The organism is Pseudomonas sp. LARHCG127, assembly GCF_052871455.1.
The window spans coordinates 284,527-296,602 of sequence record NZ_JBIXJT010000008.1 but is presented as its reverse complement, the minus strand read 5'-3'; the positions used below and the strand labels follow the sequence as shown (position 1 = coordinate 296,602).

General features: G+C 61.5%; 12 protein-coding genes. 7 read left to right on the top strand and 5 right to left on the bottom strand.

Going from position 1 to position 12,076, the window contains the following annotated elements:
- Positions 1–142: 142 nt before the first annotated feature.
- Positions 143–1,129: an NAD(P)/FAD-dependent oxidoreductase gene (locus ACIPQ1_RS16205; RefSeq protein WP_186705017.1), complete on the bottom strand. Its 987-nt coding sequence runs from the start codon at positions 1,127–1,129 to the stop codon at positions 143–145.
- A gap of 196 nt (positions 1,130–1,325) precedes the next feature.
- Between ACIPQ1_RS16205 and ACIPQ1_RS16200 the strand changes: the two genes are divergently transcribed.
- The gene (locus ACIPQ1_RS16200) at positions 1,326–2,225 is read left to right on the top strand and encodes a TIGR01777 family oxidoreductase (RefSeq protein WP_446534433.1); all 900 of its coding nucleotides are present in this window, start codon (positions 1,326–1,328) and stop codon (positions 2,223–2,225) included.
- 13 nt (positions 2,226–2,238) lie between these two features.
- Entirely contained in the window at positions 2,239–3,264 is a 1,026-nt protein-coding gene (gene hemH, locus ACIPQ1_RS16195; RefSeq protein WP_411385622.1) for a ferrochelatase, read from the top strand.
- A 144-nt stretch (positions 3,265–3,408) separates the two neighbouring features.
- On the opposite strand, the gene ACIPQ1_RS16190 is transcribed toward hemH, so the two are convergent.
- A complete protein-coding gene (locus ACIPQ1_RS16190; protein WP_411385621.1) occupies positions 3,409–4,683 on the bottom strand; it encodes a uracil-xanthine permease family protein in 1,275 nt (424 codons plus the stop codon).
- A 2-nt stretch (positions 4,684–4,685) separates the two neighbouring features.
- The gene (upp, locus tag ACIPQ1_RS16185) at positions 4,686–5,324 is read right to left on the bottom strand and encodes a uracil phosphoribosyltransferase (RefSeq protein WP_186705021.1); all 639 of its coding nucleotides are present in this window, start codon (positions 5,322–5,324) and stop codon (positions 4,686–4,688) included.
- 162 nt (positions 5,325–5,486) lie between these two features.
- Here upp and ACIPQ1_RS16180 point away from each other — a divergent pair, with 162 nt between their 5' ends.
- Together ACIPQ1_RS16180 and ACIPQ1_RS16175 are read left to right on the top strand one after the other, a co-directional pair.
- Positions 5,487–6,044, top strand: coding sequence for a hypoxanthine-guanine phosphoribosyltransferase (locus tag ACIPQ1_RS16180; RefSeq protein WP_053125250.1), 558 nt, complete (start codon positions 5,487–5,489; stop codon positions 6,042–6,044).
- A 3-nt stretch (positions 6,045–6,047) separates the two neighbouring features.
- Positions 6,048–6,521 (top strand): WbuC family cupin fold metalloprotein, encoded by a 474-nt coding sequence (locus ACIPQ1_RS16175; protein ID WP_446534432.1) that lies wholly within the window; start codon positions 6,048–6,050, stop codon positions 6,519–6,521.
- Positions 6,522–6,694: 173 nt separating this feature from the next.
- Here the strand turns inward: ACIPQ1_RS16175 and dauA are convergent, their stop codons facing one another.
- Positions 6,695–8,437 carry a C4-dicarboxylic acid transporter DauA gene (gene dauA / locus ACIPQ1_RS16170; protein WP_411385620.1) on the bottom strand — a complete coding sequence of 581 codons (1,743 nt, stop codon included), beginning with the start codon at positions 8,435–8,437 and terminating at the stop codon, positions 6,695–6,697.
- Between the two features lie 329 nt (positions 8,438–8,766).
- Between dauA and ACIPQ1_RS16165 the strand changes: the two genes are divergently transcribed.
- From ACIPQ1_RS16165 to ACIPQ1_RS16155, 3 genes are all read left to right on the top strand, one after another.
- Positions 8,767–9,252: a hypothetical protein gene (locus ACIPQ1_RS16165; protein ID WP_411385619.1), complete on the top strand. Its 486-nt coding sequence runs from the start codon at positions 8,767–8,769 to the stop codon at positions 9,250–9,252.
- Between the two features lie 61 nt (positions 9,253–9,313).
- Positions 9,314–9,601 carry a PA4642 family protein gene (locus ACIPQ1_RS16160; protein WP_411385618.1) on the top strand — a complete coding sequence of 96 codons (288 nt, stop codon included), beginning with the start codon at positions 9,314–9,316 and terminating at the stop codon, positions 9,599–9,601.
- A gap of 189 nt (positions 9,602–9,790) precedes the next feature.
- On the top strand, positions 9,791–10,249 hold the full coding sequence (locus ACIPQ1_RS16155; protein WP_446534431.1) for a hypothetical protein: 459 nt from the start codon (positions 9,791–9,793) through the stop codon (positions 10,247–10,249).
- A 63-nt stretch (positions 10,250–10,312) separates the two neighbouring features.
- Here the strand turns inward: ACIPQ1_RS16155 and mqo are convergent, their stop codons facing one another.
- On the bottom strand, positions 10,313–11,818 hold the full coding sequence (gene mqo, locus ACIPQ1_RS16150; protein ID WP_446534430.1) for a malate dehydrogenase (quinone): 1,506 nt from the start codon (positions 11,816–11,818) through the stop codon (positions 10,313–10,315).
- Positions 11,819–12,076 lie beyond the last annotated feature (258 nt).

Genomic DNA, 12,076 nt, shown 5'->3' with positions numbered 1-12,076 from the left:
ATTTGATCTGTACAATATTTTCATCATAGGTCCGAATGTGTGCAAGTCAACCGGATTTATCCAAGGGGGTGACGCAATGAGTGTCGCAGGCAGGCTGCTGTCTCGTTCGACAGCAGCGGATGATGAGCGTTAACGCGCGATCTTACTGCAGGCTGGCATGCAGGCGGCGTGCTGCCTCCTGGCCGCTGAGCCATGCGCCTTCGACCCGGCCGGACAGGCACCAGTCGCCGCATACATACAGGCCCAGGTCGGCATCGGCCAGGGCGCCCCATTCATGGCTGCCGGCGGGGCGGGCGTAGAGCCAGCGATGGGCCACGCTGAAGCTCGGGGCGGGCATCGCACTGTGCAGCAGTTCAGCGAACGCGCCGTGCAGGTGTTCGATCACCGCTTCCTTGGACAGGTCGATGTGCTGCCGGCTCCAGTCGCTGGTGGCGTGCAGCACCCAAGTGTCGAGCTTGCTGTCGCGTCCCGGTTTGCTGCGGTTGCGTGCCAGCCAATCCAGCGGACTGTCCTGCACGAAGCAGCCCTCCATGGGCGTATCCAGCGGTGCTTCGAAAGCCAGCGCCACGGCCCAGGTCGGGTCCATCTTCACGCCGGCGGCCACCGCGGCCAGTTTCGGTACGGCCGCCAGCAATGCGGTGGCCTGGGGCGCGGGTGTGGCAATCACCACTTGGCCAAAGGGGCCATGGGTGAAACCTTCCGCGTCCTGCAGATGCCAATGTTCCTGGCCGCGGTACACCTCGGTGATCCGGCAGGAAAACTGCACTTGCAACTTGTCGAGCAAAGCGCGGGTGATGGCGCTCATGCGCGGGGTGCCGACCCAGCGGGTCTGCTCGTCCGGCGATGGGCTCAGTTGTCCATTCTGGAAGTTGTAGAGCTGCGGGTTCCATTCCGCGGCCCAGCCGTTGGCTTGCCAGCGCTGGACCTCCGTGACAAAGCGGCGGTCACGGGCGGTGAAGTATTGCGCGCCCATGTCCAGCGCGCCGGCATCGCTGCGCTTGCTCGACATGCGTCCGCCACTGCCATGGCTTTTATCGAAGAGTTGAACGACATGCCCGGCCTCCGTCAGGGCCTGGGCGGCTGAAAGTCCGGCGATGCCGGTGCCGATGATTGCGATAGGTACAGTCATGAGGGCCTCGTTTACCTTTCTGTACAGACTACGCCGTCGTTTAAACCTGTACGATCTGGGTTTTTGGTATAAGTTTTACCGTTCGCGTTTGGACAGGTTGTCCTATTGTTAAACACAGACCCTGTCCGATACGAAAAATCCCTACCTATAAAAATAGACTAATGGGCCGGGTAAAACGCGATGCGAGGAACATCTCATGCACATATTGCTGACCGGCGGTACTGGTTTGATCGGAGGTCAGCTCTGCCGCCTCTGGTTGCAGCAGGGACATCGCTTGACGGTATGGAGTCGCCGACCCGAAGAGGTGGCAAAAATCTGCGGGACATCGGTGCGAGGTATTGCCAGGCTGGACGAAATTGACGAGCCGGTGGATGCAGTGGTCAACCTTGCGGGGGCGCCGATTGCCGACCGTCCCTGGAGCCACAAACGCAAGATGTTGTTGTGGAGCAGTCGCATCACGTTGACCGAAGTTTTGCTGGCGTGGCTGGAGCGTTGCGAGCAGAAACCGCAGGTGTTGATTTCCGGTTCCGCGGTGGGTTGGTACGGCGACGGTGGCGAGCGTGAGTTGACCGAGGAGTCGGGACCGGTGAGCGAAGATTTCGCCAGCCAGTTGTGCATCGCCTGGGAAGAAACCGCGCAACGGGCCGAGGCCTTGGGCCTGCGCGTGGTGCTGGTGCGTACCGGCCTGGTCCTGTCTGCCGAGGGCGGCTTTTTGTCGCGGCTGTTGCTGCCGTTCAAACTGGCGTTGGGCGGGCGTATCGGCAATGGTCGGCAGTGGATGCCGTGGGTTCACATTGACGATCAAATCGCCCTGATTGATTTTCTTCTGCACCGCACCGATGCCAGCGGTCCTTATAATGCGTGCGCGCCGAACCCGGTGCGCAACCGCGATTTTGCCAAGGCCCTGGGGCGCGTCTTGCATCGGCCGGCCGTGGTGCCGATGCCAGAGCTTGCGCTGAAGGTCACGCTGGGGGAGTTGTCCTTGCTGTTGCTCGGCGGCCAGCGCGCCACGCCGGCCCGATTGCAGGCGGCGGGTTTCACATTCCGGTTCACTGATTTGCCTGCGGCCCTGGAAGACTTGTCCAGCCGCCTTTGAAATAGGACGTTGCATGACCGATCACGCGTTGCTTCTGGTGAATCTGGGTTCGCCTGCCTCCACCTCGGTGGCCGATGTGCGCCGCTACCTCAATCAATTCCTGATGGATCCGTATGTCATCGACCTGCCATGGCCGGTGCGGCGCTTGCTGGTATCGCTGATCCTGATCAAGCGTCCCGAGCAGTCGGCCCATGCCTACGCCTCGATCTGGTGGGAGGAGGGTTCGCCGCTGGTGGTGCTCAGTCGCCGGCTGCAACAGGCCATGACCGCGCAGTGGACCCAGGGTCCGGTGGAACTGGCGATGCGTTATGGCGAGCCGTCCATTGAATCGGCGCTCGTGCGGCTGGCGAGCCAGGGACACAAGAAGATCACCTTGGCGCCGTTGTACCCGCAGTTCGCCGACAGCACCGTGACCACGGTGATCGAGGAGGCCAAGCGGGTCGTGCGGGAAAAGAAACTCGATGTGCAGTTTTCGATCCTCCAGCCGTTCTACGATCAGCCGGAATACCTCGACGCCCTGGTGACCAGCGCCAAGCCGTACCTGATGCAGGAACACGATCATCTGTTGTTGAGTTTCCACGGCCTGCCGGAACGGCACCTGACCAAGCTCGACCCAACGGGGTTCCATTGCTTCAAGGATGCTGATTGCTGCAAGAACGCGCCGCCGGAGGTGATGGCAACCTGTTATCGCGCGCAATGCATCCGCACCGCCGAACTGTTCGCCCAACGCATGGGGCTGGCGGACGGCAAATGGTCGGTGTCGTTCCAGTCGCGCTTGGGACGGGCCAAGTGGATCGAACCCTACACCGAGGCGCGCCTGGAAGAACTGGCTAAAAGCGGCGTGAAGAAAGTGTTGGTGATGTGCCCGGCGTTCGTCGCCGACTGCATTGAAACCCTGGAGGAAATCGGCGATCGCGGCCGCGAGCAGTTCCGCGAAGCGGGAGGGGAGGAGTTGGTGCTGGTGCCTTGCCTCAATGATGAGCCGCAGTGGGCGAAGGCGTTGAGCACCCTCTGTGAACGGGCGCCGATAGCTTTGTGAGGTTCTAGGGCCTCATCGCGAGCAAGCTCGCTCCCACAGTGGATCTCGAGTGGTCACAAAATTTGTGTTCACAACAGATCCCCTTGTGGGAGCGAGCTTGCTCGCGATGGCTATCTGACTGACAACAAAGCCTTCAAGCTTGAGTCAGATCAGCGGCTCATCCACCTTCTTTTGCTTCCAACCGTCATTACCCGGCAGCAGCAGGTTCAGCGCGATCGCCACCACCGCGCACAGCGCGATGCCTTTGAGGCCGAAGTCGTCCGGGCCGGTGCCGGTGCCCACCAGCACGCCGCCGATGCCGAACACCAGCGTCACCGAAACGATCACCAGGTTGCGTGCCTCGCCCAGGTCGATCTTGTGGCGGATCAGCGTGTTCATGCCCACCGCCGCAATCGAACCGAACAACAGGCACAGGATCCCGCCCATCACCGGCACCGGAATGCTTTGCAGCAGCGCGCCGAATTTGCCGATGAACGCCAGGCTGATGGCAAAGATCGCCGCCCAGGTCATGATCTTCGGGTTGTAGTTCTTGGTCAGCATCACCGCGCCGGTCACTTCGGCGTAGGTGGTGTTGGGCGGGCCGCCGAACAGGCCGGCGGCGGTGGTGGCAATGCCGTCACCTAGCAACGTGCGATGCAGGCCGGGTTTTTTCAGGTAGTCGCGACCGGTCACGCTGCCCACGGCAATCACCCCACCGATGTGCTCGATGGCCGGTGCCAGGGCGACCGGCACGATGAACAGGATCGCCTGCCAGTTGAACTCCGGCGCGGTGAAGGCCGGCAGGGCGAACCATGGCGCGGCGGCGATTTTCGCGGTATCCACGACGCCGAAGAAAAACGCCATGGCAAAGCCCACCAGCACGCCGGAAATGATCGGCACCAGGCGGAAAATACCTTTGCCGAACACCGCGACGATCAAGGTCGTGAGCAGGGCCGGCATCGAAATCATCATCGCGGTCTGATAATGAATCAGCTCGGTGCCGTCGCCGGCCTTGCCCATCGCCATGTTGGCGGCAATCGGCGCCATGGCCAGGCCGATGGAGATGATCACCGGGCCAATCACCACCGGCGGCAGCAGCCGATCGATGAACCCGGTGCCCTTGATCTTCACCGCCAGGCCCAAGAAGGTGTAGACGAAACCCGCCGCCATCACGCCGCCCATGGTCGCGGCCAGGCCGAACTGGCCCTTGGCGAGGATGATCGGGGTGATGAAGGCAAAGCTCGAGGCCAGGAACACCGGTACCTGGCGCCCAGTGACGACCTGGAACAGGATCGTTCCCAGGCCGGCGGTGAACAGCGCCACGTTAGGGTCCAGCCCGGTGATCAGCGGCATCAATACCAGCGCGCCGAAGGCGACGAACAGCATCTGGGCACCGGACAGGATCTGGCGCCAGAGCGGATCGTTGAACTCGTCTTGCATGCTCAAGCGTCCTTCTGCTTGGTGCCGAAGATCTTGTCGCCGGCATCGCCCAGGCCCGGGATGATGTAGCCATGTTCGTTGAGTTTCTGGTCGATGGACGCGGTGTAGATGGTCACGTCCGGGTGGGCGTCCTGCACGGCCTTGATGCCTTCGGGGGCCGCGACCAGCACCATGGCGCGGATGTCCCGGCAACCGGCTTTTTTCAGCAGGTCGATGGTGGCGACCATGGAGCTGCCAGTGGCGAGCATCGGGTCGATGATCATCGCCAGGCGCTCGTCGATTTCCGGCACCAGTTTTTCCAGGTAGGTGTGCGCTTGCAGGGTCTGCTCGTTGCGAGCCACGCCCACGGCGCTGACCTTGGCCCCGGGGATCAGGCTCAGGACGCCCTCGAGCATGCCGATGCCGGCGCGCAGGATCGGCACCACGGTGATTTTCTTGCCAGCGATTTTCTCGACCTGGACCGTCCCGGCCCAACCGTCGATGTCATAGGATTCCAGCGGCAGGTCCTTGGTGGCTTCGTAGGTGAGCAGGGCACCGACTTCCTGGGCCAGTTCACGGAAGTTCTTCGTGCTGATGTCGGCGCGGCGCATCAGGCCGAGTTTGTGTCTGATCAGCGGGTGGCGGATCTCGAGGATGGGCATGGGGAAGGCTCCGGCGGCGGGCAAAAAAACCGGCCTAGATTAATCTATCCGAGGGTGTTGTCCTATAGACAATACAGAACGTTAGTCCACAAACGCTTGATCTGGCCGGGCGGGATGCGTACCTTTGCCGGCTTTTCCGAACCCTGCCCCTTGGAGAGCGCCATGTCCGCTGATCTCGAGCATATCCGTCAAATCATGCGAGAGGCTGACTGCCTGTACACCGAAGCCGAAGTCGAAGCGGCCATCGCCCGTGTCGGTGCGCAAATCAACGAGCAACTGGCCGATGCCAATCCGGTGGTGTTCTGCGTGATGAACGGCGGGCTGATTTTCTCCGGCAAGCTGTTGACCTACCTGAACTTCCCCCTGGAAGCGTCCTACCTGCACGCCACTCGTTATCGCAACGAAACCAGCGGTGGTGACTTGTTCTGGAAAGCCAAGCCAGAAGTCTCGTTCATCGACCGCGACGTGCTGATCATCGACGACATCCTCGACGAAGGGCACACCCTGGGCGCGATCATCGACTTCTGCAAACACGCCGGCGCCCGTGCCGTGCACACCGCCGTGCTGATCGACAAGGACCATGACCGCAAGGCGCGGCCGGACTTGAAAGCCGATTTCGTCGGCCTGCCGTGCATCGACCGCTACATCTTCGGCTACGGCATGGACTACAAAGGTTACTGGCGCAACGCCAATGGCATCTTCGCCGTCAAGGGCATGTAATCGATGACTCGGCCAAGCTTTCTGGAACAAGCGCTGTTCGATGAGTTGGCCGAGAAAGCCGCGGCCAATCCTCGCGGGCGGCAGCACCATAATTTCCATGGGATGGATGAGCCGTGCCATCGCATGGCGGTGGGGCTGCAGCCTTCGACCTACATCCCGCCGCACCGTCACCTGAGCGCCGACAAGGCGGAAACCTTGCTGGTGCTCAAGGGCCGATTGGGGGTGTTGATTTTTGACGAGGCCGGTGCGGTGGTGGACAAGCGCATCCTGCAGGCCGGCGGCGATTGCCTCGGTGTCGACTTGCCGGCTGGCGTGTATCACGGCTTGGTGGTGCTGGAAGCCGACAGCCTGATGTTCGAATGCAAGGCCGGCCCTTACCGGCCCGTGGGCGAGGGCGAACTGGCTCACTGGGCGCCCCGCGAAGGCGAGGCCGGCGCGGCGCAATACCACGGCTGGATGCGCGCCCAGTTCGACTAGCACCTGCTTTTGTGGCGAGGGAGCTTGCTCCCGCTTGGGTGGGAGCGAGCTTGCTCGCGATAGCGGAGTGTCAGATTACTTGGATGTCGAACGTGCCGACGTCATCGCGAGCAAGCTCGCTCCCACAGTTGTTGGCGTATCCGCCCTTGGTGCGTGCAATCTCTGACCACCGATCAAGCCAGTCTTGCATGGGCCGTGCTGCCAGCAGCCAGCCATTTTTCGCTTTTGACCCGCGCTTGCTCCAAAGTCTGCACATACGCCAATTGCCGCTGTTCGCGATGAATGCCGGCGCGTCGCAATTTCAGGCGTACCCGGGGTGCGGTCGCGACCAGGATCAGGCCGATGCCGTGCTTGCGGTAATCCTTCAGGATATTTTCCAGCGCGGCCAGGGCGGTCATGTCCAGCATCGGCACGGCGCTCATGTCCACGACCACTACACGAACGCCCGGGTCGAACCGGCGCAGCACATCCAGGGCCTTTTCCGCCGCGCCGAAGAACAGCGGCCCACGAATCCCGTAGCAGCGTACATGTTCGGGCATGTCCAGCAGGGCCTGGTGGAAGTGGCGCGGCAGTTCGGCACTGTCGGTCAGTTCGCTCATGCGCTTGATGAACAGCCCGGCGGCGAGCAGCAGGCCGACGGCGACGGCCAGGACCATGTCGAACAGCACCGTCAGGCCCAGGCAGGTCAGCAGCACCAGTACGTCGCTGCGCGGGGCGATGCGCAGGGTGTGCAGCACATGCCCGGCTTCGCTCATGTTCCAGGCGACCATCACCAACAGCGCGGCCAGTGCGGCCATGGGCAAGTAACTGAACAGCGGCGCCAGCAGCACAATCGCCACCAGCACCACGAGGCTGTGGATGATCGCGGCCAGCGGTGAAGAGGCGCCGCTGCGCACATTGGTGGCGCTGCGGGCAATGGCGGCGGTGGCGGTGATGCCACCGAACAGCGGCGCCACCAAATTGCCCAGGCCCTGGCCCAGCAGCTCGGCGTTGGGGTCGTGCTTGCTGCCGGTCATGCCATCCGCCACCACCGCGCACAACAAGGATTCGATGGCGCCGAGCATGGCGATGGCAAAGGCGGGCGCCAGCAGTTGGCGGATCAGGTCATAGGACAGGATCAACCGATGCCCCTGGCCGTCCGGCAGGTTCCAGGGCCAGTCGAAGCTCGGTAGAAAGGGCGGAATGCCCGGGTGAGCGATGCCATCGACAACGTAGCTGAACCGTTCGCCAAGCGTCGCGATCGGCCATCCGCCGCGTTCCATCGCCAGCCCCAGCAGCGTACCCACCAGCAGGGCCACCAGATGCCCGGGCACCCGGGGCACCCAGCGCGGCCAGGCAATCAGTACCGCCAGGCACGCGGCGCCGATGAGCCCATCGCCGAGACGGGCACCGGGCAGCGCCACGATCAATTCCCCCAGTTGTTCGATGTAGTGTTTGGCTTGGCCTGCGGTGGTCAGCCCCAGCAGGTCCTTCAGTTGCAGGGTAGCAATGACCACGCCAATGCCCGCGGTGAAACCGAGGATGACCGGGTAGGGAATGTACTGGATCAAGCGGCCGGCGCGGATCAGGCCCAGGGCGATCAGGATCAGGCCGGCGAGCATGGTGCACAACAAGAGGCCGCCCAGGCCGTATTGCTGGGTGATGGGCAGCAGGATGACCACGAACGCCGCTGTCGGCCCGCTCACGTTGAAGCGTGAGCCGCCGGTGAGGGCGATCAGCGGCGCTGCCACCAACACCGTGTACAGGCCGTGCTGCGGCGGCACGCCGACGGCAATCGCCAGGGCCATGGCCAGGGGGATGGCGATGATGCCGACGGTCAGCCCGGCCACCAGATCGCCGCGCAGGCGTTCGAGGGTGTAACCGGCCCGCCAGGTTTGGCGCCAGGCGGCGAACAGCGGTGGGGCGGAGAAGGACATGGGCACTCCACACAAAATGAACGGGCGTTACATCTGGACCTGCCGAACAACGATCCCTGTGGCGAGGGAGCTTGCTCCCGCTCGGCGGCGCAGCCGTCGTAAAACGGGTCGACGCGGTTTGCCAGGGGAATCGCAGTCGCCTGTTGTTGGGGCGGCTGCGCCACCCAGCGGGAGCAAGCTCCCTCGCCACACAGGCATGCGCCAGTGAGATCGACGCTGATGGCTCTTTGAGTATGCCGCGCCCGCTGCCCGGATGTATTGATCCGGATCGCTTATTTTTACCGTCGGTGCTCATGCTAGAGTGCCCGGCCAAGACCCTGGAGCTTGCCATGCGTGTATCGATCCGCCGTTGCGCCATTTTGTTGTTGATCGCCAGTCTGCCTTTGACGGCCGTGGCCGCGCCGATGCACAGCCAGTTCCTGCCACCGGATGACCTGGTGGTGCGCCAGGAACAACCTGAACAGCAGCAGTTGCTGCAAGTGACCGAATATTCGGTGGTGCTGGGTAACCAGCGCCAGTCCAACCAGCAACCGATCCCGGTCACTTCGCCCCTGCTGGTCCGTCTCAAGGGCAAGCCCTTGAACAAAGGAGCGACCGTCAGCCAGGTGATCCTCAACTTCGACGGCGAAAGCAAAAGCCTGAAAAAACCGGCCTTCGACGAGGCGAGCAAGACCCTGACGCTGTCTTATCCACAGGCCCAGTACCGGGTGGTCATCGATCTGTTGCGCAACAACACGGTCTATGTGCAGTTCCTCACTTACGCCAACGGCCATATCTGGGCCGACCTGCACACCGGCGCCGAACGCCCGCGTTGAGCCCCGGGGCCTGCCGGGGGTAAACTGCCCGCCCCGTGAATTGTGCGAGTTGGAGCCGGCAATGCGTAAAGACAAGAAACAAGTGATTGGCGACGAGATTGGCGATGAACAGATCAAGCTGTTCCTCGATTTCGAACCGGTCGATGCCACTTCGCCGTCGCTGCACAAACTGATCAAGGCCTACCGTGGCCTGCGGGTCGACGATTTCGAGCGCTTCCTGACGTTCTTCGTCGAGGCCGGCCATGACCTCAACGGCAAGGATGAGCACGGCAACGATTTCGTTGCGCTGATCAAGGACCAGCGTAATGCCGAAGAATACATCGCGTTGATCAACAAGGCGCGCGGCTGAATCAACGTCTATCAACGCTCTTCGGAGCGTTGAATACTCCGCTTGAACGCAATTAACTTCTTCTTTTTTACATCGCTCTGAAAGGTTATGTCACCATTCGGGCTGTTCTGTTTTATTTGAAATTCCATTACTTTTGCGTTCGAAGCCAAGTGGCTTTTACGTTATTGTCTTAATGGAGTTGTATTGGTCATGGAAGATCAAAAAAAGTGTATCGCAAGCGTGCTATTGTCCTTGGCGGCGTGTCTGGCAAGTTCCGCGGCCTGTGCGCGGGATGAAGTTGTCAATGTCGAGATTCACAATGCCACGGTAGACGATATTGTTCCTGGGAGCGGCTTTAGCTGGACTGATTATTGGGCCGGTTCGGGCCACAACTTTTGGATAAGTCCGAGTGAGAGCCAGGAGCTGACGTACTACCTGCCTCAGTCACGCTCCAAGGAAGAGGCTTTTAGCTACACGCAAGACAGTCGCATCTGCCATTTCAGTTTTGGACATGTCGCACGAAGACCGATCAGCGAAGGGGCAATGCCTTTTCGTCGCTGGGTCAACGCGGAGCCGACGGATTATTGTGTCGCTCAATTGATTGATGTAGAAGATGATGACGACTATGTTCGTAACGGCGGAACACGCATCAAATTCACCATGAAATAACGCCGCGGAAAATAAAAAGCCTCCCGTTTTGCACGGGAGGCTTTTTATATTGACGGCAAGGTATCAGGCGTAACTGTGCGCCTTGCTGTCTTCGACCAACTCCAACGCAATGTTGTTCTGCGCATTGATCTTGCGATACAGCGCCGCGTCGGTTTCCAGCACTTTTTCCCGAGCCGGAAAGATCTCCGCGAGCTTGGTAGCCCACTCGCCCTTGGTCTTGTCCGGGAAGCAACGTTCGATCAGTTCCAGCATGATCGACACGGTCACCGATGCACCCGGCGATGCGCCGAGCAGGGCGGCGAGGGTGCCATCCTTGGCTGCCACCAGTTCGGTGCCGAATTGCAGGACGCCACCTTTCTTTGGGTCTTTCTTGATGATCTGCACCCGTTGGCCGGCCACTTCCAGGCGCCAGTCTTCGGCTTTCGCCTCGGGGTAGAAGCGGCGCAGGGATTCCAGGCGCTGTTCCATGGACTGCATCACTTCGCTGATCAGGTACTTGGTCAGGTCCATGTTGTCCCGGGCCACGGCCAGCATCGGGCCGATGTTGCCGGCACGTACCGACAGCGGCAAGTCCATGATCGAGCCGTGCTTGAGGAACTTGGTGGTGAAACCGGCGTAGGGTCCGAACAGCAGGGATTTCTTGCCGTCGACCACGCGGGTGTCCAGGTGCGGCACCGACATGGGCGGCGAACCCACCGCGGCCTGGCTGTAGACCTTGGCCTGGTGGTGCTTGACCACTTCCGGGTTGTCGCAACGCAGCCACTGGCCGCTGACCGGGAAGCCGCCGAAGCCCTTGCTTTCCTCGATGCCCGAGGCTTGCAGCAGCGGCAGCGCCGCGCCGCCGGCACCGAGGAATACAAACTTGGCGTCGACTTCGCGGGTGCTGCCGGAATTGACGTCCTTGATGCTCACGGTCCAGCCGCTGCCGTTGCGCTTGAGCCCGGTAACGCGCTTGCAGTATTTGACTTGGGTGTCCGGGGCGCTGGTCAGGTGCTTGAGCAATTGGTTGGTCAGCGCGCCGAAATTGACGTCGGTACCGTTCATGACACGGGTGGCGGCGATGACTTCATCGTCTGGCCGGCCAGGCATCATCAACGGCATCCACTCGGCCATCTTGGCCTTGTCTTCGGTGTATTCCATGTCGGCGAAGGCGTGATGCTGGTGCATCAACTCGAAACGCTTCTTCAGGAACGCCACGCCTTTCTCGCCTTGCACGAAGCTCAGGTGTGGCACCGGGGCGATGAAAGACTTGGAGGAGCCGAACGTGCCTTTTTTGGTCAGGTACGTCCAGAACTGTTTCGACACCTCGAACTGGGTGTTGATGTGCACGGCTTTCTTGATGTCGACAGTGCCGTCGGCCGCCTGGGGCGTGTAGTTGAGCTCACACAGCCCGGCATGGCCGGTACCGGCGTTGTTCCACGGGTTGGAACTCTCCGCGGCACCGGAATCCATCAACTCGACGACTTCCAGCGAGATCGCGGGGTCGAGCTCCTTGAGCAGCACGGCCAGGGTGGCACTCATGATGCCGGCCCCTACCAGAACTACATCGACTGCTTCGTTATGCGCCATTTAACGCGTCTCCAAAATCTGCAGCACCAAATTGTCGGCATAGCGGCCAGGAGTGGCGGGGCAGGTCAGTTGCGCCCCAGTGATCCATGGCCAGGATCGCCATGTCCGAATCTTCGCAATTTTTCGCACCTACTGCGGATGCATGCAGCCTGGCCTCAAGAGTCACATGAACTCATTTAAGCGCCGGGCGGGCAATTCGACTTATGGCCGAGACATCCGTTCGTGCAACCAAATCCGTAGCGGACAGGCTTCAGGCGC